20 protein-coding genes and 1 pseudogene are annotated in these 25,199 nt (G+C 40.3%); 13 read left to right on the top strand and 8 right to left on the bottom strand.

Features of this window, described 5'->3' with window-relative positions; translation table 11 throughout:
* Positions 1-283: 283 nt before the first annotated feature.
* Both PQO03_RS12595 and PQO03_RS12600 read right to left on the bottom strand, forming a co-directional pair.
* Complete coding sequence (locus tag PQO03_RS12595; protein ID WP_274153546.1) at positions 284-1,045, bottom strand: transposase; 762 nt, start codon at positions 1,043-1,045, stop codon at positions 284-286.
* Between the two features lie 33 nt (positions 1,046-1,078).
* The gene (locus tag PQO03_RS12600; protein WP_274153547.1) at positions 1,079-1,819 is read right to left on the bottom strand and encodes a hypothetical protein; all 741 of its coding nucleotides are present in this window, start codon (positions 1,817-1,819) and stop codon (positions 1,079-1,081) included.
* Between the two features lie 97 nt (positions 1,820-1,916).
* Here PQO03_RS12600 and PQO03_RS12605 point away from each other — a divergent pair, with 97 nt between their 5' ends.
* Complete coding sequence (locus PQO03_RS12605) at positions 1,917-2,252, top strand: DUF6788 family protein (protein WP_274150887.1); 336 nt, start codon at positions 1,917-1,919, stop codon at positions 2,250-2,252.
* A gap of 123 nt (positions 2,253-2,375) precedes the next feature.
* On the opposite strand, the gene PQO03_RS12610 is transcribed toward PQO03_RS12605, so the two are convergent.
* The 3 genes from PQO03_RS12610 to PQO03_RS12620 all read right to left on the bottom strand — a co-directional run bounded on the left by PQO03_RS12610 (position 2,376) and on the right by PQO03_RS12620 (position 5,922).
* Positions 2,376-2,966, bottom strand: coding sequence for a hypothetical protein (locus PQO03_RS12610; protein WP_274153548.1), 591 nt, complete (start codon positions 2,964-2,966; stop codon positions 2,376-2,378).
* A 197-nt stretch (positions 2,967-3,163) separates the two neighbouring features.
* A complete protein-coding gene (locus tag PQO03_RS12615) occupies positions 3,164-5,323 on the bottom strand; it encodes a serine/threonine-protein kinase (RefSeq protein WP_274153549.1) in 2,160 nt (719 codons plus the stop codon).
* A gap of 5 nt (positions 5,324-5,328) precedes the next feature.
* Positions 5,329-5,922: an RNA polymerase sigma factor gene (locus PQO03_RS12620; RefSeq protein WP_274153550.1), complete on the bottom strand. Its 594-nt coding sequence runs from the start codon at positions 5,920-5,922 to the stop codon at positions 5,329-5,331.
* A gap of 155 nt (positions 5,923-6,077) precedes the next feature.
* Between PQO03_RS12620 and PQO03_RS12625 the strand changes: the two genes are divergently transcribed.
* On the top strand, positions 6,078-6,731 hold the full coding sequence (locus PQO03_RS12625) for a type II secretion system protein (protein WP_274153551.1): 654 nt from the start codon (positions 6,078-6,080) through the stop codon (positions 6,729-6,731).
* Between the two features lie 87 nt (positions 6,732-6,818).
* Positions 6,819-9,083 carry a glycosyl hydrolase family 95 catalytic domain-containing protein gene (locus PQO03_RS12630; protein ID WP_274153552.1) on the top strand — a complete coding sequence of 755 codons (2,265 nt, stop codon included), beginning with the start codon at positions 6,819-6,821 and terminating at the stop codon, positions 9,081-9,083.
* Between the two features lie 27 nt (positions 9,084-9,110).
* On the opposite strand, the pseudogene PQO03_RS12635 reads toward PQO03_RS12630, so the two are convergent.
* Positions 9,111-10,555, bottom strand: a pseudogene (locus tag PQO03_RS12635) (transposase).
* Between the two features lie 69 nt (positions 10,556-10,624).
* Between PQO03_RS12635 and PQO03_RS12640 the strand changes: the two are divergent.
* From PQO03_RS12640 to PQO03_RS12670, 7 genes are all read left to right on the top strand, one after another.
* A complete protein-coding gene (locus PQO03_RS12640; protein WP_274153553.1) occupies positions 10,625-10,819 on the top strand; it encodes a hypothetical protein in 195 nt (64 codons plus the stop codon).
* Between the two features lie 619 nt (positions 10,820-11,438).
* The gene (locus tag PQO03_RS12645; RefSeq protein WP_274153554.1) at positions 11,439-12,839 is read left to right on the top strand and encodes a sulfatase-like hydrolase/transferase; all 1,401 of its coding nucleotides are present in this window, start codon (positions 11,439-11,441) and stop codon (positions 12,837-12,839) included.
* A 130-nt stretch (positions 12,840-12,969) separates the two neighbouring features.
* Positions 12,970-14,559, top strand: coding sequence for a sulfatase family protein (locus PQO03_RS12650; RefSeq protein WP_274153555.1), 1,590 nt, complete (start codon positions 12,970-12,972; stop codon positions 14,557-14,559).
* 76 nt (positions 14,560-14,635) lie between these two features.
* Complete coding sequence (locus PQO03_RS12655) at positions 14,636-16,546, top strand: serine/threonine-protein kinase (protein WP_274153556.1); 1,911 nt, start codon at positions 14,636-14,638, stop codon at positions 16,544-16,546.
* A gap of 68 nt (positions 16,547-16,614) precedes the next feature.
* Positions 16,615-17,301 carry a DUF1559 family PulG-like putative transporter gene (locus PQO03_RS12660; RefSeq protein ID WP_274153557.1) on the top strand — a complete coding sequence of 229 codons (687 nt, stop codon included), beginning with the start codon at positions 16,615-16,617 and terminating at the stop codon, positions 17,299-17,301.
* A gap of 34 nt (positions 17,302-17,335) precedes the next feature.
* Positions 17,336-18,853: a sulfatase family protein gene (locus tag PQO03_RS12665; protein ID WP_274153558.1), complete on the top strand. Its 1,518-nt coding sequence runs from the start codon at positions 17,336-17,338 to the stop codon at positions 18,851-18,853.
* Entirely contained in the window at positions 18,850-20,196 is a 1,347-nt protein-coding gene (locus PQO03_RS12670; protein ID WP_274153559.1) for a sulfatase family protein, read from the top strand. Before PQO03_RS12665 ends, PQO03_RS12670 begins: the two co-directional genes overlap by 4 nt.
* A 25-nt stretch (positions 20,197-20,221) precedes the next feature.
* Here PQO03_RS12670 and PQO03_RS12675 read toward each other — a convergent pair whose 3' ends face one another.
* On the bottom strand, positions 20,222-20,830 hold the full coding sequence (locus tag PQO03_RS12675) for an RNA polymerase sigma factor (protein WP_274153560.1): 609 nt from the start codon (positions 20,828-20,830) through the stop codon (positions 20,222-20,224).
* A gap of 250 nt (positions 20,831-21,080) precedes the next feature.
* On the opposite strand from PQO03_RS12675, the gene PQO03_RS12680 reads away from it, so the two are divergent.
* From PQO03_RS12680 to PQO03_RS12690, 3 genes are all read left to right on the top strand, one after another.
* Positions 21,081-22,250, top strand: a complete 1,170-nt coding sequence (locus tag PQO03_RS12680) for an AAA family ATPase (protein ID WP_274153561.1) — start codon at positions 21,081-21,083, stop codon at positions 22,248-22,250.
* 3 nt (positions 22,251-22,253) lie between these two features.
* Entirely contained in the window at positions 22,254-22,730 is a 477-nt protein-coding gene (locus PQO03_RS12685; RefSeq protein ID WP_274153562.1) for a hypothetical protein, read from the top strand.
* A gap of 66 nt (positions 22,731-22,796) precedes the next feature.
* On the top strand, positions 22,797-23,258 hold the full coding sequence (locus PQO03_RS12690; protein ID WP_274153563.1) for a YehS family protein: 462 nt from the start codon (positions 22,797-22,799) through the stop codon (positions 23,256-23,258).
* 70 nt (positions 23,259-23,328) lie between these two features.
* On the opposite strand, the gene guaA is transcribed toward PQO03_RS12690, so the two are convergent.
* On the bottom strand, positions 23,329-25,125 hold the full coding sequence (gene guaA, locus PQO03_RS12695) for a glutamine-hydrolyzing GMP synthase (protein WP_274153564.1): 1,797 nt from the start codon (positions 25,123-25,125) through the stop codon (positions 23,329-23,331).
* Positions 25,126-25,199: the final 74 nt, after the last annotated feature.

Consider the following 25,199-nt stretch of genomic DNA (forward strand, 5'->3'; position numbering starts at 1 on the left):
TTACTTATTTAGGCTTATGTATATATTTTGATCATGTAATCTAAAATATAGCGTTATGTAAATAATTTAAAACCCAAGCTAAATCCATGAGCTATTAATTTGGAAATGAATTAGATTGAGATGAGGACCTTTAATTTGACTCATAGATTCAATCTATATTGTCGCCAAAATAGTAGCATCGAAGATGGTCAATTAATTCGCCCTCGTCGAGGACGAGATTTATAATGTATTTTTCCACCTGGGGTTTCACCCTGGCTTTTATACACTTTTTTGAAGGGCTAGGTTAAAAGATATTTTGAGGATTATTTTGCAGTTCATTTAACAAGTCTTTGTGTTCTTGTTGAAATTGCAATACGGTCAAGACATCCATCATACCCCTGGATAAAATTGTTGAACCAATGGGGTCTCGCCTTCGTCCTAACCAACCGCCTCTACGAGCGATAAGAGCAAAGAGTCTCAAATTGATGTCGATCTTATCATCATTTGGGTGTTTCATGGCTTCTTTGACTTTATGGTATTCCTCATCGTCGAGAGAAGCTGATTGACTAATACCCGCAAGACTTCGGAGTTTCATGGTCATTTGAGCTGCAATAGTTATTAAAACTAGGTAACGGGCGACTTTGGAAGCTGAATTATAGCGTGCTTGCTCCAATTTATAAGTGGTCTTTAAGAGGCGAAAAAATTCCTCAATTTTCCACCTCAATTCATAAATTTTTCCAATATAGGTCATTTTTTCTAAGGTATCTACATCCCTGTTTGTAAAAAGAATCCACAACAAAGGTTCTTCACCTTCAGGAGGGTTAAGTTCTTTGATAACAACTAAATTGACATCTACTGCTTGCGGGGTTTTTATATATTTATGATTTCGTTTGGCCTGACGATATAAGCTGATTGGTACACTGCCTATATGTAATTGCGCGTTACGTTTAGCATTTATCTGCTCCGTTACTCGACCGCGTCCATCTAAGGGCAATTCCTTATAAGGACTGAGTGGGATATACTTGATAAGTTCACTAATTTTTGTACAGACATATCCATCTTTCATGGGATGTCCACCCTGTTTTTTTACAAGAGCGGATTAAGGTAACGCGTCAAAATTTGGTGTTTGAACATTCCGAATACTCTTGGCTCGCAGTACAAAATCATGGTTTTTATCCATCGTGGCTAACATGATAAAAATATCATCAAACTCCCGATCTCCTACATGAATTGGGTTCCACTCTTTCAAGTGCTCTGCACTAGCGCGAATATGAGAGACCATTTGGTGTTTATGGTTTTCTTTGATTTCTTCTAAATCATCTGTGCTCAGATATTTCTTCAGATACGAATCTGAATAATCCACCATATCCACATCGTCAGGCCCATCACAGTTAACTAGACAATCGTGAAGAACGCCTAGGACACCTCCATCACTTGGGTTGACCGCAAGGTTACAAACATACTCATAACCTTTCCCTTTGCCGTCACCAATAGCTCGTCGATCTTCCTTGGTAGTGTGATGATAATAGTCTAATAATGAAATATCGTTCATGACTAGTACATCACTTCCTTTGGGGTGATGTGCTAAGCTGAGCTCACGACGAAAACTACGCAAAGCCTTTAAACTAATATTTTCATTATCCATAAAACGATACGTAGAAATAACTTCACTCCAAGGAAGAGTACTTGGGGACCTACCCGCTATTTGACATGATGATCCCGTAGGTGAGTTGCTATATAGCTCCAGCTGACGTAGAAAAGCCTTCTTCGTAGAAAGATGTTTCATCCCAACTTTTTGAGCAAGTTCATGCCATAGCTCCAGTTCTTTTTCCGCTATCATTTTAATCACCTTCCATCGATTGATTTATATTGAAATAATTACCGATATCACTATAGTGATATCGGTAATTATTTCAACGAATAAAAGGGGCTTTATAATGAGTAAAACTGATCAGGAAATAAAAGCACGAATCGAAAGAATAAAACAGGAAATCTCTGAACTAGGAGAACTCCGACCTGGAAGTATTTCACAACAATATAATGTGTGTGGAAACCCCAGCTGTAAGTGTAAAGACAAGCAGGATCCCCAAAAGCATGGGCCATATCATAAGCTTAGTTATAGGAGAAAAGGCAAAGGATATACACAGTTCATAAAAGAAGCAGATCTACACAATGTTTCAGAGCAAATTCACAACTATAAAAAACTTAAACAATTGACTGGTGAATGGATAGACCTTTCCCTCGAATTATTAGCTCTTCAAAAAAGTGTATAAAAGCCAGGGTTTCACCCCAGGCTAAGTACATTCACCCTCTTCGAGGGTGTAAATCATGCCCCCTTTTTTCAAAAATAATAATTTTTAGACCTTTAATTTGACTCATAGATTCAATTAATAGCTTTATTTAATTGCGATCATGCTAACGATGCTTTCTTTTGTTCCTTGGGGGAGTTTTTCTACCTTCTCAATGGATGGATTCTTGATCTCAATTTCGCCCATATAGGAACCTAGCATAATATGGAAAGCCTCATTTTGAACGGAGTAGGGATTTTGCTTTGCTTTGAAGTAGCAAGTGTATTGTACCCAATCTTTTTCAAAAGACTCTAGTTTGAAACGCAAGCCTAGGTTGTGCTGCTTTTGGCGCTTTGCGATTTCCGCAGCCCGAGTTTTTTTATCGAGTCCCTGTACGGTATTAACCGTATGCATATAAATCATACCTTCACCCTGGCATTTGAGATCTATGGTGAATTTATACCATGAGCCTACTTCGGGTTCGACGAGAGTGGCAAAAGAAAAATAGTGAGGAGAAGAGCTGTGCTTTAGCTCTGTTTTAAATACCTTGCGTTTAAAGGTATACTTGTAGTCACGGTATTCTTGAGCAATACCCATCCACCATTCCGTTTTATACTTTTTGAAACTAGGGTCAGAAATCAAATTGTCTTTGGCGTGAGCTGAACTCAGAATGAATAAAACTAGTAGTAAAAATCTCATGTGTTACCCTTAATTATTTTGTAGTATAATTAATAATACCCATTCGAGGCTAAGACTTGACAAGTAGGGGGAAATTTCGAAGTGTTTACAGGCGATCGTAGATGCCTATGGAGCCAGTTTAAACACTCAGTTAATTTACGACAGTGGTATTTTTGATACCTAAGTTTTCCAGAACTTCACAAATTCAATCGCGTGAATTAACGATCATAATTGTAGAAGGTGACTTTTATGTTTTTGCTAAGCTTAGTGATTTCTTGCGGTGAGTAGACTGCTTGTGGAAGGATTAATTCACGCAGGGTGCTGATTGAATTCAGCCTTTTTAAGTCAGAGCAGAATTCATTAATGGTGAGCGCCTGTAAAGGGTACTGATAGATGGCTTCATAGTCACTGATTTTAGTACCTTTTATATTCAGTACTTCCAAAGGCAGGGTCCATATTTTATTTAAGGAGTTAACCGGGGTGTGAGCGATATTAAGTTTTTTAAGTGGACTATTCCATAGGATAGTGAGGTTACGGAAATTACTATGGCTTAGATCTAATTCAGATATCTTCCAATGACGGATTTCTTCGTAAGGTGCACAAAGACTTCTTGCAATAGATACACGGTAGCTAGCGTCGGATAGTTTATCGGCGGTGAATTGAAAGTGGCTACTTTTATTTCTTTTTGCCATGGAAGCACGAGCATATTTGATACAATCGGGCATTTCAAATTTATTATGAATACTGGAGTTGATATGCCAAGCAACATATTGCTTATCAGCATTGTAAGAACTATCAAGAAGCTGGTTCGCTAGATTGAGTTGCTGTTGCCAAGTGTAGGGCTTCATTCTACCTGCTTTATCAAAAAAAGGTGAGATCGCTTCTGTGATCCAGCTAGTCTCTTGTTCTCCATGGTAGGATTTTAGTAAATCTTTAATTTGCTTAAATTTGAATGCTCCCATTTCCATCAAAGCTAAGTGGTAAATTGCTTCTTGATTATTAGGCTGAAGCTGAAGGACTAAATTAATAGTTTCGGTAGCTTTGAAATAGTTCTTATTATGTCTGAAGGGAGTGAAAGCTTTTTCCATGAGCTCTTCTGCAGCCTGGTTTTTGAGTGTAGAGCTATATTTTTTTTCAGTTTGTAAATCTTCAACGAGTCCTAGTGCCTGGAGAGTAGATTCTTCAGATTCTTTTTGAGCACGTCGGGCTTCACTCTCAGATATGATTGATTTTTGTGCCATTTCTTCTGCATGGAACTTTGCGCTTTCTGCCGTGAGTTTTTCTTCTTTGAGCTGAGTAATGAAATAGGCTGTGAGTAGGACAATGAAACTCAGGGCGATTGAGCCTAGAGTAAAGAGAGTTTTGTTTCGTTTAATAAGTAATTTGAGCTGTTTTAAGAAGCTTGCATCTTCTGCGGAGGTGGCAAAACCACTGAGATATGAGCGGATGTCATTTGCGAGCTCCGCAACATTTAAATAACGATTTTCAGGCTTCAGCGCCATCGCTTTGAGCACGACGGAATTGAGTGCAGTGGGGATCATTAAGTCGGGGCAACGTTGGCGTGGACTTATGAAATCACCTTCTTGAGTTTTTTTGATTAATTGTTCAAGAGTTTCACCTTCAAGAGGTTTTTTGAAGCTAAGAAGAAAGTAAAGTACGCCGCCAAGACTATAAATATCTGTCCGAGACGACCTTGAACCGAAGCGTCTGGCAGTTTGCTCTGGTGCCATGTAGCCAGGAGTGCCTTTAATCTTATTATTGTAACTAAGCTCGAGGTTCACAGGGTGCATATCTTGTGTGGATAGATCTTCACTCACTGTATCGCAATCGCTCAGGTCGCGAGCCAAGCCCCAGTCACAGAGCAAAACTTGGCCGTAGTCATCAACCTGGATATTAGCGGGCTTAATATCTAAATGAAGAATATTTTTTGAATGAGCAAAAGAGATGGCATCACAGAGTTTGAGGAAAATCTCTAGGCATTGATTAAGAGGCAGGATATCAGAGTTTTTTGTTGATGAGCTAATTAAGTCTTGCAAATTACTGCCACTGAGTTTTTTCATGATGAAATAGATTTGTCCATCTTCGACACCCATATCATAAAGAGGGACAATATTGGGGTGCTCGAGTTTGGAGGCAAGTCGAATTTCGTTGAGAAAATCATTTAGTTTAGTCTTGTCGTTTAGTGGGTAAGCTCTGGCAAGTTCTCGATCGGTAAAGGAATCAAAGCAATTGACAATTCTTTTCATGCCCCCACAGGCAATATCTTCGCCGTCAGTATAGCGCTTTTGGGAACCGATTTTTTGTAATAAGTTCTTTGACTCATCGCAAAAAGCATCGTCAAAGGAATGGCTCATGAATTGCTCGTCAAAGTCAATCATAGCTTCTAGCAGAGCTCATCATCGAGAAAACGTATTTCTCGATTAAGGCGTTTGAGTACTCGCTGGCGGTAGACGTGAACGCTATTTTTTTGTAGTTGGAGTTCGGTACTAATTTCATTTACATCTTTGCCTTGACTAAAGAGTAGGAAGACTTGACGGTAGCTTTCTGAGAGCTCACCTTCAATGCGCTGCCATGATAATTTGAAGATGTGTTTTTTCCACTCGCTTTCTTCAATTTCATCTTTCGAGCTTTCATCAGCAAGAGGGTGAAAAGCCGTATCTTCACCTGCACGTTGGATTTTATTATTGTAACGTTTTGAACTACGGAAATGGCCGAGGCAGACATTTTTTGTGACGCCATAAATCCAGTTGCGGAATTTGCCTTCACCAGGGACGTATTCGAAAGATTCCAAACTCTTCCATATTTCAATAAGAGCCTTTTGAACTAAATCATCACGATCAGATTCGCTTGCGCCCATACGAATGACAACACTGTACAAATAAGCTTTGTATAATGCCGTAAACTCTTCCCAGGATTGCTCATTATGCTGTTCTCGGATTTTAGCTATCAGTGTATGTCTGGTATTATATTTATCCATGGCCCATAAGTTTACGATTAGATGCTGATCAATGTTAACACCTAAGAACTAAAAACACAAAGAGTTTTGATCAACAAAAAAAATGATAAATCCAGTCAAGTCTTATAATCAAGAGGCAATAAGTAGCTACAAGTTAAGTGAATCGGATACAAAAAATGAAGAAATTTAAATTTAGTTTGATAGAGCTTTTGGTCGTGGTCGCTATTATTGGAATACTAGCTTCTCTGTTATTGCCGATATTGGGAAAAGCTCGAAAAAAGAGTCAAAGTGCGGTATGCAAGAGCAATACTAGGCAGTTGGGGACAGCAATGTTTCTCTATCAAGATGATGCAGATGGTTACTTTGTTCATTATCAAGGAATGCACTCTGGGTGGCATAGCTGGAAATGGCAATTAGCACAGTATGTGGATGATGCCAGTACGTCACAGTGGTGGGATCACAAGTATACCGATATATTTGCGTGCCCAGAGTATTCCGATCAGCAAAATAGTCGACAAGGTATTGCCTACAGCTCAATTGAACTCGGCGGAGCTCCTTTTTATGGGACGCTAAGACCTCGTAAATTGACCGAGATTAGTCGTCCGACAGATACCTTGATGTTGGGGGATTCAACAACTAGCTATACTTACGTGGATAATATGTTGCTTCCTCCTTACAATCCGTGGGGGGCAGATAATGTATCATTGGGAAGGCATGAATATAAAAGTAATATTCAGTGGGTAGACGGACACGTTTCAAGTGAAACTCAATTAAGTTTACTGGGCGGCCAAGGTGGTGATCAAACTTATTACTGGTTAGCTGAAAAATAAGTTTCAGTATTATTTTCAAATCCCAATCAATTCTTATTTTCCTTCGGTTATTAGATCAATAACTCTAAATGAATTAAAAAGGGAATTATGAAAAAAACCTTCTGTGTTTTATTACTGCTGTCGATCAACTATGTGTTGGCGGACTCAAATTTTGATATGAAATGGACAACAATGCCAAGCTCTTATGTTGAGGGTGCGATTTTAGGCAATGGTGAGCAAGGGACAATGATTTGGGCTCGCCCGGAAGAGAGTCTTCACTTTGATATCGGTGATACCCGTATTTATGATGAAACCAATCGTTTGCCTATAGGTAAATTTATTTTGAAAACGGCAGGGAAGCGACAAGACTTTTCAATGAAACTTTCCATGGAAGAAGCCGAGGCTTCCGGCGTCATTGTTACAAATAAAGGAAAAATTCATTTTCGTGCCCTGTCGGTCTCGGGAGAAAATCTCAACTTAGTCAAATTTAAACTTGAGGGTGCAGAAGCTATTGCCATAGAGCATTTCTCCTTGCCTGGGATTCATACGGGCAAACTCAGAAATGGCATCAAAGATGTAACGGGTAAAGCGACGCATACAATTATTGATTATAGTAATCTTCTCTATGCCGAAGCCATTGCCAAAACTGTAGAGAAATATAAGCCTGCAGCTGAATTTCGTATTGAAAGCGAAGGCATACACTCCCGTTTAGTTCCTTTAAAACAGGGTAAAGCTTATGGCTTAAATTGGACTTTGAAAAAAACAGGAGAAAGAGAATATCTTTTAGCTTGGAGGACTGACTATACTCGTGAGAACTTAAATACTCAGCAACAAAAAGAATGGCTAGCAAGTAAGAGAGTAAAACTAAGAGAATCATTACTGGAAACTTATGAGCAGCACTTTGCAAAGCATGCAAAATGGTGGAAGGGGTACTTTGAAAAGTCCTTCGTGTCTATTCCCGATAAAAAGTTGGAGGCCTACTACAAATGGCAGCTTTATAAAGTTGCATCAGCCACTCGGAAGGGGAAACTTCCTATTGATCTCATGGGGCCTTGGTTTAGAGCTACAAATTGGCCAAAAATCTGGGCAAACCTTAATGTGCAATTGACTTACTTGCCGATGGCGGTTGCCAATCAGCCCGAGATCGCGGACACACTTTTCGCATTAATCGACAATAAACCTGAGCTATTTATTGAAGCCGCAAACAAATATAAAAGTGATTCAGCGACTCATGCACGGGCCATTAGCCCTTATACCCCCGGAGGTTTTAGCTGGGAATATGGAAACTTTCTTTGGACACTTCACAACTACTGGCATTATTTAAAAGTTCATCCGGATGCAGAAAGAACGAAAACTAAGTTCTACCCGATGCTCAAGCGTGGCGCTAATTTTGTTTTACATAATTGTCGTGAAGATGAGAATGGCGTATTGCATACGCCTAAGGATATTTCTCCTGAATATTCCATAAATAAAATTTTTCCTAAAGTCGAAGATACGACTTACAACCTGCAGTTTCTTCGCTGGGCCTTGAGTACCATTATTCATATTGAGAGCCAATACGATTTGCAAGATCCGCAAATTGTCAAATATAAATCTGCTTTAGCCAAGCTCGCACCTGTACTCTTGGAAGACGAGAGCGGAATTATGATTGGCAAAGAGGTGAAACTAGAAGTAGCTCACCGCCATTATTCTCACCTCGTAGGGCTCTACCCCACAAAGCAAATGGATTTAAATGACCCCGATCAATTTAAGCTAGCTCAAACTGCGGTGGATTACTGGATTAATTTACCTATTCTCAATAGCTGGAGTTATAAGGGTTATAGTCGTACGGGAGCCGCATCAATGTATGCGATGCTCGGTCAGGGTGATAAGGCCTACGAGCAGCTGAAGATTTTCCTGAAAACTTATGGTACGGCAAATACGATGTATATCGAATCGGGCCCCGTAATTGAGACCCCCATTTCTGCGGCGGCCTCAGTACATGAAATGTTATTCCAATGCAGTTCATTGGATTTCATTACTGATAATTTCCAATTCTTTTCGGGTGTGCCATCTACTTGGAGTGATGTGAGTTTTGATAAGTTAAGAGCAGAGGGAGGCTACAGTTTAAGTGCGAGGAGAGAGCAAGGTGAATTGAGTGCCTTTAAGCTTATAGCCTCACAGGATAGAGAGCTCAAGATCTTTTTTCAGAAGGCGATCTTAGTGAAAAGTTCAAAGCATGGTAAATTGAAAACAGAATCGGAAGCGGGTAAACATGTACTCGAACTAAACATCAAAAAAGGTGAAGTTCTGACTTTTGGCGATCAAGATAAATTCACTCAGCCAGTTAGTGGTTCCAATGGAGAAATGAATTATCATTTTGGCTTGAACTAAAAATACAGCTAGATGCACTCCGACATTCTATGCGGCGACCTCAATCTCTATTTGACATAATAACTGGCAGATCCTTTCCAAGTTGAATCCTATGGCGCTTATGAGAGTTTCTTGACGAACCCTCTTTAAGCCACAAACGGTAAATCGCTCAAGGTTGTGATAGTTCTTCAGCTTTGAAATACCTGCTTCGGAAATTGATCGGATATTTCTCGCAAGTTGGTAGTTTTCACTCTCATAAATATCTTCTCCTAAGAGCTTCTTTCCCTTTGAGCCACTAACACTGACTAATGTCGCCCCTTTTTCGATGGCATCATCTAAATTGGCGGCAGAGCTATATCCGTCATCCACACTGATCATCATTGCGGTCTCGCCCGTCATCTTTTTATTTTCATCAAGGCAATTACTGAAGGCCTTGCTGTCACTAGTATTTCCAGATTCTAGGGTGAATGATGTCAGAAAACCATTGGCACTAAAGGCGAAATTTGGTCGGTAGCCAAATACGGTTTCTCGACCACCCTTTTTAATAAATGCTGCATCATTATCACTCATGCTGTAAATTTTCCGTGCCGTCTTCGTATCGTAGTCCTTAGGAGCCATGTTGAAGCGATGTTCAACCATCAAAACTTTATCTATGAAGCGAGATAGACATTCGTCAATCATCAGAACTTTGGCACTTTCACAGTGTTGTTTAATTTGAGGAAGAGTCTTCTCCAGGCGAATAATAAATTTTCGGCACCTCGGTAAAAGTTCTTGCGTATAAAACTTTTGCCTCATTTTTCTTGCTCCTTTTTTTCCTTTAAGCATAGAGATCTCGAAATCCAGTTTACTCATATAATCACAGTAATTTTGCAGGCGTTTGAGAGGGATCTTTCTGCGCTCAACACAGGGAAGCTGATCATGAACGTCACTGATATTTTTCATCATTTTACAACTAAGGTTCTTTAGTAATTGACTATCGACAGGCCACGCTGAATCGGCCTTAATGGCTGTAGAATCAATAATCACTGCTGAAAAATCATCCAGGCCACACTCCTTAACGCAGTTCAAAATAGCTTGATGAAAAAGATTAAGGGTCTTCTCAGAAAGAGCAGAGACTTGTTCATGAATCGTATTGCGTGAAGGGAAGCTTCCTATGCCCAAGCGCCCAATAAACTGCTGCAAGGAACTATTCTCACATAGCATACTATAGCCTCGTTCACCGTAACAATTATCATAAAAGTGACGGGCTATGAACAACGCCACCACCAATTCAGCTGGGGGTGTTTTTGGGTAGAGCTGTTTTTAAACTCGCGGTTTCTAGTGGCGGCTCTATCTTTACTCAACTGAAGTTGATCATCTTCAATTGCCTTTTTGATCTCTTGAAATTCAGGACGAAGTATGATTTGCCCCGCAATCTTCAATGGTCCGCATAAAATTCCTATAGTTTGCCGTAATTCCTCGATGAAATATTCGGGAAAAAGAGTATCGTACATTGAAAGTCCCACTTGCTGTTATTGTCGGTGTAAGCTACTACAATATAGGCGATTAAGTGGGATTTTTTATTGGAAATTATAACTTTAAGCTATTTTTTAATAGCACTTGAGAATGATCTGTCGGAGTGCATCCAGCTAGAACAGTATTTTGCAGCTGATGTCGAAGGTTTTTCTCGTGCTGCACATGTTTGGCGAGTATTGCCCTATTCAAAGTTTGAAGTCAGTAAAAAATGTATTGGTTTTACAAAGGCTTTAATAAATTAAGTTCGAAACATAAAAAAGCCCATCTTGATTTAAGAGGGGCGGTATAAAGATTTTTTAGTTTATAGCTTTCATCAGGTAATAATAAAACGGTAACAAACTAATTATCAGTAGCAATAACAAAGTGATGACAAATAAGCTTGAATTTTTGCTTCTTTTAACAATTCTTTCATTTGAGTGAATTAACTGCATCTGAATCTCCTTGGTTTCAACTAATCTACAGAAGAAGACCTTGAAAAGCAAGTGCTTCATTAATAATCGGATTATTAATGAAGCAGAAGGGCTACTTTACGAGCGTGGGTTCACCTGGGTACCAAGTTTTATCGAACCATGGATCGAGTGGGCCATAGAGTCTAAAGAGCATTGTCTAGCCTTTGTTAGGGATGTCGATGGAGCCGACTTTAGGAGCTAATGGAATATGGGTGGACGGTCATGTTGAGAAGAAGTCAGCCGCATCTCTAATGGCGGGGCTTGATGGTGATGGGGAATATTATTTTAAAGTGATGAAATAAATTTTTGGTAGAAATTTTTGAATATTTCAATGGATTTATAAAAAATAATGATTTGATGTCATAGAGTGTTTTTAGCTTGCGTATTACTTAGAAACTAAGTAAGGATATTTATGAAACGCTTTTTGATTCTCATTATTTTTTGTTCAGCTTTTGCGAGCGCGGCAAAAAAGCCCAATATTATTATGATTTTTGCCGATGATATGCATTATGGCGCGCTAGGTGTAACTGGGTCGATTAAGACAAAAGCCAAGACACCACATATTGACAGCATTTTTAATGAAGGGGTACGTTTCCCTAATGGCTATGCGAGCCACGCTACTTGTGCCCCTAGTCGTGCAGGTTTACTCACAGGGCGATATCAGGCACGTTTTGATTTGGAGACTCTTCCAGGAGGAACTGAGGAGCGAAAAAAAGTAGGCTATGGGCTGAAGACTTCTGAAATTATGATTCCTGCCTTGATGAAAAAAGGAGGGTATAAAACCTGTGCGATAGGAAAATGGCATGTGGGTTCAGGTAAGGAATTTCAACCGAATGCTCGAGGTTTTGATCATTGGTTTGGCTATCGTGGATCCTGTGGATTTTATCAATTCAAGAGTCAGAATTTAGCCGCTAAGAAAGGTAAAGACTTAAGTCCCGTGTCAGCAGATGAAAAGCCGATTTTAGATATTGTTCGCAATGGAGAATCACTTCGCTTAGAGGGCTACTTAACGGATCACTTTACAAACGAAGCAAGTAAATGGATTAAAGATAATAAAGAAGGCCCCTTCTTTATGTATTTTGCACCCTATAATGTTCATGGACCTGATATAGTTCCCAGTAAATATATCCCGAAAGGCGGGACGGGACATGATGGTGTGATTGCCGCCCTTGATGCTTCAGTAGGTCATATTTTAAAAGCTGTCAAAGACGCGGGAATAGAAGAAAATACAGTGGTAGTTTTTAGTAATGATAATGGCGGTAAAAAAGACTACTCGACAATATTTAGAGGCAACAAAGCAACTTTTTATGAAGGCGGTGTGAGAGTTCCGTTTGCGATTAAATGGCCAAAAGTAATCAAGCCAGGAACGGAGTACGACGGGCTTGTTTCGACATTGGATATGTTGCCTACTTTTGTGAGTCTCGCAAAGGTTGCCTTGCCAAGTGATCGTCAATATGACGGGCAGGATATACTGGCAGTTATAGCAGGGGATGCGAAGGATAGTCGTGAATCTCATTTTTGGAGGAATGGAGGTGCACGTGCAGCACGAGTGGGTGACTGGAAATTGCTATGGTTAGGTGACAAAAAGAAGCATAAGGCCTTATTGAAGAAGCTTGGGATTACGCATGTAAAGGGACGAGGCGCGACTTATGCAGAGCGTGCAGATGAACTCTATTTAACGCCAGAACTTTATAATCTGAAGAAGGACCCAAAAGAAGAAAGAGATTTAGCACAGGCTAATCCAGAAAAATTACAAGAGATGATAAAGCACTACAAAGCGTGGGAAGCGACAATTCCAAAATGGCGCGAGTGAAAGTAGCTAGATCGTTCGCTAAGCTCAGTGTAGATAAGAGTATGTAGTTCACGCTTTAGCGTGAGAGATAGAATTAGATGCCGAATAGAATTCGGAGCTCCCAGCTTGAGTTAATTTAAATAGGAAAAAAATGATGAAGTGGATAATTAGTTTTTTATATGTGTTTCTTAGTCTATCAGCGCAAGAAAAGATGAATGTAGTACTGCTTACCGTAGATGACATGAATGCGGATTCACTGGGAGCCTTTGGCTGTCCAGTCGAGGGGACCTCCCCTCAATTTGATGCTTTTGCGGAAGACGCAATGCGCTTTAATTATGCTCATGTTCATGCGACGAGCTGTATACCATCACGCAATATTATTAGTAGCGGAAAATACCTCTACAATAGTGGACTTGAAGGTTTTTATCAGTTGCCTAAAGACCAGGTTACTTTTCGAACTTTACCGGAAGTACTTCAAGCCAATGGTTATTTCACGATGATTCGTGGCAAGGCGCATCACTCTTATCCTTATGTCCCGTACAAGCGAGCTTTTGATATTATCTTTGATGATGAACTCAAGGAGAAAAAACTTAATATTCGTCAGCCTAAAACTTTTTATGACTATACAAAAAAGGGTGTGGAGGCGGCGAAAAAAGCTGGCAAGCCTTTCTTTTATTCGATGGATATCCATGATCCTCATACGCCCTATTATGGTTTGATAAAAAAGAAGCTTACGGTGGGTTTGAACAAGGAAGATAAAAACAACGCGCCAAGTCGAATTTTCAAAACTGAAGAAATTGTGATTCCGCCATTTTTACCACAAACGGATAAAGTGCGTTTGGAGATGGCCGCCTATTATTCTACTGTGCGTCGTGCGGATGATTCAATCGGCAAGATCATTCAAGCGCTGAAAGATACGGGTGTTTATGATAGTACGATCATTATCTTCCTATCAGATCATGGGATGCCTGAGCCTTTTGGAAAAACTACCAATTATTATAATGGCTCACATACACCTTTGACGGTGCGTTGGCCAAAACATAGCCAAGCAGGTGCAATTGATAATGAACACATGATTGGTGCGATCGATATTTTTCCATCCGTACTTGATATGCTTGGTATTGAGCAAGAGAAGGATTTAGATGGACGTTCATTTGCGTCAATTTTAAAGGGTGAAAGCCAAAGTGATCGCGATTATGTGTTGACCATGTACGCAGAAAATGTGGGAGGAAATCGTCAGCCAACACGATCCATCATCACTAAAGATTTCGGCTATATTTATAACCTTTGGTCAGATGGTGAACGTAAATTTGCTTCGGCAACAAGAGGGACGCTTGCGTATAAGGAAATGGAGCGTTTAGCGAAAGAAGGCGATGCTCATTGGCAGGCGCGACTTAATTTATATACTCATCGTCAGCCGGAGGAACTCTATAATTATCATTTGGATGCTCATGCACTTAAAGATTTGAGTGCGAGTCCTGAATACGCCGCGAAAATGGCCGAGATGCGAAATACTTTGGCCAAAGCCATGAAGCAAAGTGGTGACCCTTTATATGACTTGTTTATGGATAGAGCGAATGAAGAGGCGATCCAGGCTCATTTGGATAAAGTGGATAAAGAGTCGAATGCGCGCAAGCAGCAGGCTATCTATTCTCGCAGTGGGAAAGCGAAGGCAGATAAGTCAAAGAAAAAACCATCGAAAAGTAAATCTGATGAAAAAAGGAAAAAGCCTAAGAAATAAGTAGCATTCTCAATGTAAAATGATTAAACTTGGCTAAGCACAAACTTAGCCATTTTTATTTTAAGGGTACAATACGATGGAAGACTCCGAAACTATTTTTGATGAAATGATTCCAGATTTGGCTGCGGGGATCATGGAAATGGATGAAAATATTCCCGATGTGTTTCCCTTGTGTGATGAGATTGCGGAGAATTCTAATCGCTATCAAAATGGTTCTACTATTGGTCAGGGAGGGATGAAATGTATCTCCGATTCGGTGGATATAATTACTGGTCGTCATGTTGCCATGGCACATCTCAAGGGCCATGATTCCCCTGAATTAATGGAGAGCTTTTTCAAAGAAGCGCGCTTAACGGCTCGACTTGAGCACCCCAATATTGTACCATTGTATGATATGGGTTATAGCGAGGGAGGTGAAGCCTTTTTCACGATGAAAAAACTGGGTGGGCGTAATTTAACTGAGCTTATCACCGAATTCTCTAAAGAGAAAAACTATAAATCATTGCTTCCCAGAATCGTCGATGTGATGATCAAGATTTGTGATGCCATTGCCTATGCGCATTCGCGTGGGGTGATTCATTTAGACATTAAACCAGATAATATTCGTATAGGTGACTTTGGCGAAGTTCTGATTTGTGATTGGGGCTTAGCGAAAACTCTTGGGGATGAAGATTATGAGCTTGATGAAGACTTATTACCAGAAAATTTTAATACGGCAACGCTCAATGGTGTGCTTAAGGGTTCGCCGGGGTATATGGCGCCTGAGCAAGTCGACCGCAAGCGAGGACAAAAAGATCAACGTACAGATGTTTATGCACTTGGAGCAATCCTCTATGAATTGTTGTGTTTCCATGTGCCCAATGAGGGGAGTACGGTATTAGATAGTTTGGAGCGGACTCTTTGCGGGGATCGCAAAAGTCCTTCGTGTCACCAAAAATCTGTTCCGGCGAGTCTGGAGGCGATAAGTTTAAAGGCTTTAGCTTTGGAGCGCAGTGATCGTTATCAGAATGTACAGGATTTTCGTGATGATTTATTCAAATGGCTAGGAGGTTTTGCGACGAGTGCAGAAGAGCTAGGTTTTCTGGGCAGTCTAAAGTTATTTATTTTCAGGCACAGGCTTGCGAGTTTTTTCACTCTCATACTCTTGTCCTTAGCCGGGATATTTACCTATCGGATTAATCAAGAAAAGCAAACGGCGGTAGAGGCCTTAGAACTTTATACAAAGGAACAAAAACAAAAAGAAATATTTGGTAAAGAGGCTTCGCCACGTTTGGTGGGATTAGCGACTCGAGCTTTGAAAACTAATGATTTTGAGACGGCGAGTGAAATGATATCTTTGGCAGTGGAGGCCGACCCCCATCATGAATATGCTTGGGCTATCAAGGCACGCATTGATTTCATCCATAGCGATTTAGCGGAAGCGCGTCGTTCTTTGTCCTTGTCAGCAGGAAAGTCCCAGCATCATGGAGTCATTGATCTAGAAGTATTTTTGTTAGGACGCGATCAAAGTAAGCCCGATAGTTTAGATTTAAAAGATTTCCGTAAACTGGCGTCGCGACCTAACTCTAAGTACGATGTCGTGAGTGCGATTATCGCAAATATTAATAATTTCATTTTAGAAGAGCAAATTGAATTGTGTCAGCTGCTTTTGCAGATCAAAAATGGTGGGCGAAATTTGACTCATTTTAGCTATGAAATCAAAGCAACAGAGTTACATGTCGACTTGGCGGATAATAAGGCTTTGAAAAATTTGACGCCTCTGAAATACATCCCCATAACGCATTTGAATCTGAGCCGTAATCATGAGCTTAAGGGCCATGAATTAGAGCAGAATCCTTTAGTAATGATAGATCTTTCAAGAACGAATTTTAGTGATTGGAAGACGCTGTTTAAAATACCAAGCCTTAAGATGATACGTATTAATAAGGGCATGAAAAATAATGTGCCTTCATTACCAGAAAATATTAAATTAGAAATAGTTAAATAAAGCTGTCATCCTGTTTTCTTGACTCTCGTATGACTTAATAAGATTAAGAAATCATGAGGATTCAATAAATGAAAAAGTTTACCTTGATAGAGTTGCTAGTAGTCGTGGCAATTATTGGTATATTGGTTTCACTGATGATGCCGAGTTTAAGCAAAGCACGAGAAAGTGCGCGCAGGGTGCAGTGCGTTAACAATCAGAAAAATCACTCGATAGCGATGTTTATGTCTTTCGATGATAATAATCAATATTATCCTGCAAATAAAATTCAGGATCCTAATGCAGCAGGCAATACAGAGCGTGGGAGTAATTGGCTAGGGAAAAAGGGTACGCAAAATGCATCAATCACCGTTGTGATGCGTCCGCTAAATCAGTATTTACAAAAAGTGAGCGAAGATGGAGAAATGCCAGTGGCACAATGTCCGTCTGATAAAGATGAAATGGATGAATATGTCAAATGGGGCTCATCCTATTATCGCAATAAAGACGCCGTGATGAATGATCCAGGAGATGGTGACTCAGCCTCGCTTACGATTACCGATATCATAAGTCCCTCAAAGCTTGTTACATATGGGGAATTGGGAGGAATTTGGATTATTCCCAATACAAATAGAGCGACGAAAGGGCAATATTATAATCATACAGATATGGGAGATACCCGCTGGGTACTACAATTTGCTGATGGACATGTGGCGAATACATATGTTATTCCTGGAGATAAAGGTGCCGTGGGTGATTATCTTTGGATTAATGAATAAAATTGAAATTATTATGAATGAATTAGGAGATAAAATGAAGTTTTTATTTACAGTATGCTGCTTAATAAGCCTCAGTGCTTTCGCCGATGATCGTCCCAATATCGTTTTAATTATGGCCGATGATATGGGCCGTGAAACCGTAGGTGCTCATGGAGCATTAGATTACAAAACTCCAGTCCTCGATAAAATGGCGGGTGAAGGCATGAAGTTTAATCACTGTTACTCACTACCATTATGCACCCCCTCTCGTGTCAAGATTATGACGGGCAAGTATAGCTTCCGTAATTACGAAGGTTTTGGTGGCTTGCCACAAGGAGAAAAAACTTTTGGTCATGCGCTACAAAAGGCTGGTTATGAAACATGTGTTGTGGGTAAGTGGCAATTGGGTGGTAAGCATGAACAGATTTTGGGCTTTGGTTGGGATGAGTATTGCCTCTGCAATGGTGTGACGCCCAAAGACCCTAAGGCGAAACCCTTGCGCCAAGGGAAAGAACGTTATTGGTATAATTCAAAAATCATTGCTAATGGGAAGTACTATGAAACGGATGAAATATATGGTCCGGACATGGTAAATGAATATGCCTGTGACTTTATTAAACGTCAAAAAGATAAACCATTTTTTCTTTATTATCCGATGATTCTTCCACATTCTCCATGGGCACCAACGCCTTTAAGTGAAAGCGGAGATAAGAGCGGAAAAAAGATCTGCGAAGTTCGTTATTTTAAAGATAATATTGAATACATCGATCACTTAGTGGGCAATGTATTAAAGGCCTTGGAAGAAAGTGGGCAGCGAGAAAATACAGTGGTGATGTTTACCGGGGATAATGGTACGGGTTATGCAGCATACTGTAATGATTCTAGCACCGAAACCAAACGTTTTTATTCAGTGAACGGAGACAAGCACGAAGAGCTGATTGCTGAAGCAGGAGAAAAGAGCCCGAAGCTAAAAAACACCAAGCCAGGCAAAGGAGAATATATGGAAGGGCCCGTGACTCGTACGAGCTACGGTGATGTTCCTGGACGAAAAGACACAATGTTGCGTGATGGTACGGGAGTGCCGATGATTGTGGATTGGCCGAAGTATAGAGAGCAATATAATGAGCAGGGGCATAGCTGGGATGACTTGATAGATTTTTCAGATTTTTTTGCCACAATTACAGAATTGGCGGATACAAAAGTGGCTTATCCAGTGGATGGAATCTCCTTTGCACCACGTTTACGTGGCGAAGGCAAAAATGATCGTCAGTTTGTATTTTGTCACTACTGGGATTTTGGACGTAGAGCCGAAGGCGCAAGAGATTCTATCCATGATCAACGTTGGAAAATCTATAATGATGGTAGCTTCTTTGATATGAAAAATGATCCCGATGAAAAACAGGCACTCAAAGTTGAAGACTTGAATGAGCAAGGAATTATGGCTCGTGGTCGCTTGATGGCAAGTTATCATGAGCTGAGAGCCATGACTTTGCCAGTGGCTAAAGTCTCTGATTTCAAAAAGCCGCCAGTAGTGAAAAAGAAGAAAAAATCGAATAAGAAAAAGCAAAAATGAAAAAACTCTTTTATCTACTGATTTTCACTGGCGCGTATTTATTGTCAGGGGCTTCAAAGCCAAATATCATCTTGATTTTAGCAGATGATATGGGTTCGGGCGATGTTGGTTATCATGGTGCAGAAGATGCACAGACGCCTGCCATTGATGCGATAGCAAAAGCGGGAGTTTGGTTTCGTCAGGGCTATGCAGCCGCCTCAGTTTGTGGCCCCTCGCGAGCCGGAATTTTGACTGGACGTTATCAGCAATTATTCGGTGTTGTGATGAATGGTGATGCAGATAAGGGAATTCCCTTGGGACAGAAGAATCTGGCTGAACTGCTTAAGCCTGCGGGTTACAAAACTGCAGCGTTTGGTAAGTGGCATTTGGGGAGTAAGAAAGGGCAGTTCCCCAATGATCGTGGTTTTGATTTTTTCTATGGTTTTCATTTTGGTGCTCATGATTACTACCGGGCAGACAAGAAACTCAACAAGAAGAAAAAGGGCTATGCTCCCATTTATTTAAATAAAAAGGTGGTGAATTATCGTGAGGGCGATTACCTCACTGAGAAAATCACCGAGAATGCTTTGACGTTTATAGAGCAGAATAAATCGGAGCCCTTTTTTATGTATGTGGCTTACAATTCAGTTCACTCGCCTTGGCAGGTGCCTGATTCATATTTGAAACGAATTCCTGATTCGGTACCTGAGTATCGACGTTTATTTTTAGCAATGGTCTTAGCAATGGATGATGGCATAGGTGAAATTGAAGCTAAGCTAAAAGATTTAGGCATTGCAGATAATACGATTATTGTATTTACGACTGATAATGGCAGTCCTAAGATTGGTAATAAAAAAGCCAATTCGGGCCAGTTTTGCATGTCAAAAACCAATAATTTTCGTGGCTATAAAGGCGATACTTATGAAGGTGGAATACGAGTGCCGATGGCAATTAAATGGCCAAAAGTTTTACGAGCTTCACAACAATATGATCACCCAGTCATAGCTCATGACTTGGCACCGACTTTCTTGTCGGCAGCAGGTATTGAGTATTCCGATGAACAATTTACAGGAGTTAATTTACTGCCTTATATAAGTGGTGAGAAAAAGGAAATTCCCCACGAGCAGTTATTTTGGCATCGTCATCCTGGTTTAGAAGATTTTGCCCTGCGCCAAGGTGATTGGAAATTAACGTGGAATGATCAAGAGGGGACAAGTAAAGAGTTTATAAAAAGAGCTGAGCTCAAACTTTTTAATCTTGAGCAAGATCCCTATGAAAAAAATGACTTGGCTAAAGCGATGCCCGAAAAAGTTCAAGCATTGAAAAAGACTTATGACCAATGGCATCAAACCCATTTGAAATAGAAATGAGAAGATGAAGAAGAGAGGTCTAGCTTAGCTCGTGCTTGAGGCGACTCACTTCATCCTTGAGGCGCGTCATGACGCGTTTTTTATAGACTGCAATGGTATTGGCGGGCACGTCAATTTCTTCACTTAATTGCTTAGGCAAAGCTCCTGTAGCCAAACGTTTGAAGATCTCAATGATTTTTTCAGAAAAATGGGGAGTGATATTAGTTAAAGCCATATTGAAGATGTAGTTCTCCCATTCGTTTTCGGCGATTTCTTCAATCTGATGTTCGGTAATTTGACTACCGAGATCCCAAGTTTCAGTATTGCCTGCTTGCTCTTGTATTTCAGCTGAGCGGCTTTGTTTGCGACAAAAATCCCGCACTGTGTTTTTTGTCACTAAGTAGAGCCAAGAACGAAAGCGTGAGGTCTTATCGTAGTCAAATTCGGGTAGCTTGTTCCAAAGTTTTAATAAGACTGATTGGGTAATTTCTTCAGCATCATGATGACGAATATTGAGTCGCCTCGCAATGATATAAATAAAGTGACGATAATAAAAGACAAATTCTTCCCAAGATTTTTCATCGTGCTGTAAACGCACACGCTCTAGCAGGGTAGCACGAGTCATGTAATTGGGGTTTTCGTCATTCATTTTTTACCTCGTTTAGCTTACTACGTTGATCATTTGATTTAGTGTACAATAAAATTGTGTACTTGTCATCTCTTTTTTAGTTTAAATACACTTGAGCTTGAGGATAGATGTAATGTTATCGCCTTAGAGAAATAAGATGGATATATCTTGTGACTTCTGATCTTGGCCTAGCTTAAGGAAAGAAAGGCAAGTAAAGTGCGTCTTCGTTGAATTTATTATCTATGACTTCGTTAGCAAAATAGGGGAAGAAATGATTCGCAAGATTTCGATTGAAAACTTTTTCAGTATAAAAAATGAGCTCGTGTTGGACTTTAAATTGTCTAAACGAGTACCTGATTTAGAGGCTTTTTATAAGAATGAAATGGGTGAGCGCTATCCGAAAATACTGGCATTTTTTGGTCACAATGCGGCGGGGAAAACAAACATTCTGAGAGCGCTATCTTTTCTGAAGTTTTTTGCTTTGGGTGCAGTAGAGATGAATAAAGGAGGAAACGCTCCCTTTGAACCTTACCTTTTTGATGAAGAGAGTGCGGATCAGTCCACTAAGTTTAAATTAGAATTTAGTATTGGTGAGGAAGTTTTTAGCTACATACTCGAACTCAATCAATCGGAAGTTTTACTAGAAGTTCTCAAAACAAAGCGAAGCACTTATTTTAAGCGTGAAGGGGAAAAAATAAGTGGTCGTTTGAAAATGGTGAAGAAGCTGATTGGCTTTATTGCCGAAGACGTTTCCGTTTTGACCTTTTGCTATAAAAATAAATTGCAGGACCCTGAATTGGAGCCAGTACTCAACTTTTTTGAAGACTTATCGACCAATATAAACCCTGTGGGAAATGAAGATTTAGTCAATAAAACTTTCCGAGTGAATGCCATTGTGAAAGCTCGTCTTGAGTTAAAAAAGCGAATTGTAGACTTTCTTAAACGGGCAAGCTTAGGTATTAGTGACCTGCGTTTTAAAGATAAAGAAATAATGTGTCAGGGTGAACTCAAAAAAAGAAGCTGTGCCTATGTCTACCATAGGGTGAATGGCGAAGAAAAAGAGCTTTTGATGACTCAAGAATCCAAAGGTGTCCAGTATTTATACCTGATGCTTTTTGAGATTTTCAGGGCCTTGGAAAGTGGAGGCACGGTCATTATTGATGAGGTTAACGCACATTTACATGCTCATGTGATTAAGGAATTCCTAGACTTATTTAATGATAGCGAAAGTAATCCTCATGGAGCTCAGTTGATTTTGTCTGGTCATGCTGATTATATCATGAATTACTTGGAGAAGGAGCAAATTATTCTTTGTGAAAAAAATGAATTTTGTGTGACGGAAGCTTTTTTACTGAAGGATCTTAAAGGCCTTCGTAGGCAGGATAATATTCGCGACCTGTATAATGCTGGAGCCTACGGCGGAATCGCCTTGGAACTTTAAATTATGTCTCTTGTGCGCAGAAAAAAGAAGACCTGTTTAATTATTTGTGAAAGTAAGGCCGATGAGCACTTTTTGACTTTTTTAAAGGATCGTTATCGTAATCATGATTGGCGATTTACTATTGAAAATGTAGGTGGAAGTGGAGATACAGTGTTCTGTCGAGCGAAAAAATCGAAAGGCTATAGTCGTATTTATTGTATCATTGATGCGTGCAAGGATGTGGATGTACAATGGCCGAGAGGGACAACGGGGATCATTTTGAAGCCCGGGATTGAAGCTCTGCCCTTACAATTATTAGGCAAGGCCTGTCCCTCTAATATGGTTTTGGCAAAAAATAAGTTTAAAGCAGTCTTTGGTTCAGAGGCAGCGAAGATAAGTAAGTTTAAATGGCAGTCAAAATTCACTAAGCTTATGCTGGAGAATAAAAGGGAAGACTTAGAGCACTTAGATGAAATTATAAATATTTTTGAGCAAGTATAAGTTCACTAGGTGTGGACGATAAATTAAACTGCCGTAGCCTTAGAGAAATAAAATGGATATATACTTATGACTTTTAATGATGTCTTACGTCGTTTGCGCTTTACGCTACATATTAATAATGAAGCTATTATCGACCTCTGTGCAAAGGGTGGCAAAGAGCTTCTTCCTGCAAAATTAGATCAATATTTAAAACGTGAAGATGAAGAAGAATACGAAGAATGTTCAGCCGAAGATGGATCCGCCTTTTTAGATGGCCTCATTATTTGGAAGCGAGGGCCTAGTGATGGTGCTCCTAAAGCTAAGGGCAAGGTTGTCTTGGATAACAATATAATTTTGCGTAAATTGCGTATTGCCTTTGAATTGCGTGATACAGATATGTTAAGAGTTTTAGAGTTAGCCGAGATGCAGATTTCCAAATCTGAACTCAGTGCATTTTTCCGTACTCCTAAGCATCGTAATTACATGGAAGTCCAAAGCCAGTTGTTACGTCGTTTTATGGTGGGCTTAGATAAATACCTGAGACTTTAGTTTTATTCGAATAAGCATAAAAAAAGCGAGCTGAATTCAGCTCGCTTTTTTGTGGACTAGCTAAGGGGATCTATTCCCATTCAATAGTGCCAGGAGGCTTATTGGTGACATCATAGAAGATGCCATCAAAATCTGCTTTTTTGCGAATTTCGCTAATCATCTCTTGGAGTTGATTTTGCGGAATGCGCGAGAAGCTAGCGGTCATTGCTTCAGTGGAGTTAATGGGGCGAAGTACTAAAGATTCACCACCCTTATTACGTCCAACTGGAATGAGCGCAACAGGCATTTGCCAAATGCTTTCATAAAGACCTTTCTCGAAAAGGTAATCAGTCACGACTTGATCGGCTTCACGTAGGCGATCAAGACGGTCTTTACTCGTATCACATTTCTTAAGAAGGATATCGCCAGACCAATCATCGCCACCGACGTTATAAATAACGCGGTTGACTTCTGGAAAGCGGTTAGTAAGTGACGTCGAGATTTCTTCGAGCACTTCCCAATCAGCTTCGCCAGTGATAACACAGGGGTGAGCATAAGTTCTAGCGTCGCCTTGGACACCAACACTTTTCACCGGAAGGATGCGGCCAGTAACATTAAATTTCTCAAGGAAAGTATTGATGCGTGCTTCAGCAGCTGAGTAATCATCAGTTTCTTCAGTATCAGAACAGAGGATACGTACACCTAGGCCAGGACCAGGGAAGGGGTGACGCCATACGAGTTTGTGAGGAAGACCAAGCAGTTCGCCGAGTTCGCGAACTTCATCTTTATAAAGTTCAGCAAGTGGCTCAATAACTTTACCCTGATTAATGAGTTCTTGGATACGGTCAACACGATTGTGGTGAGTTTTGATGAGGTGAGAGTTTTCAGTTCCACCAGATTCAATTGTATCAGGATAAATTGTGCCTTGGCCAAGGAGCCAGGTATCGTCAACTAAATGAGATTCTTCGACAGCTTCACATTTCACATCGAGGAAAGTATCACCAATGATGATACGTTTAGCTTGTGGCTCACTTACGCCGGCAAGATTTTTGAGGAAAGTTTCACCAGCATCAACAACGTGGAAATTTTCGAAACCAGCAAGTTTGAGTTCTTCTTTAACCCAAGCGGATTCATCTTTACGCATGAGGCCATTATCGACATGAAGGCCATACACGTTTTCATCGCCTAAAGCTTTGTTGAGAAGTGCAAATGCGACATTTGAGTCGACGCCACCACTTACGAGTAAGAAAACTTTTTTACCAGCAAATTCGTGACGGATATTATCGATACTCGCTTGCATGAAGGCTTTGATATCCCAATCGAAAGTACATCCACATTCTTTGAGAAAGTTTTTCATGAGGGCAAGGCCGCTCTTGGAGTGGGTAACTTCTGGGTGAAATTGGAGGCCGAAAATTTTCTTTTCAAGATTTTGTACAGAGGCCACAGGACAGTCAGGAGTGGAGGCCGTGATTTCGAAACCATCAGGGATTTGTGCCACAGAGTCGCCGTGACTCATCCACATGACTTCGGAATCGCTAAGACCCTTATAGAGTGGTGAGTCAAAAGATTTTGCAACGCGTGCAATTCCGTATTCTTTGACGGTTCCGGGTTTTACTTCTCCGCCTAAAATATGGCAGATGAGTTGATGACCGTAGCAAATACCTAAGATTGGGCCATTGAAATTGAGTATGTCCTTGTTGAAAGAAGGAGATTTTGCTGCATAAACACTTGAAGGGCCACCAGAAAAAATGAGACCCTTATAAGAACTTAGTGTACTGAGTTCTGCAGTAGGGGAAACGATTTCTGAGTAAACACCCATTCGACGAACGCGGTTGGCGATTAAGTGGGCATATTGTCCACCAAAATCCAAGACACCGATTTTATCCATTGTCGTTGTTCCAGAAGTTAAAATTAAGAAAGTGTGGAAAGTAACGCGCGTGCATCTAAATACAAGTTATTTAT

The organism is Lentisphaera profundi (assembly GCF_028728065.1).
In the GTDB taxonomy this organism is placed as follows: Bacteria; Verrucomicrobiota; Lentisphaeria; order Lentisphaerales; family Lentisphaeraceae; genus Lentisphaera; species Lentisphaera profundi.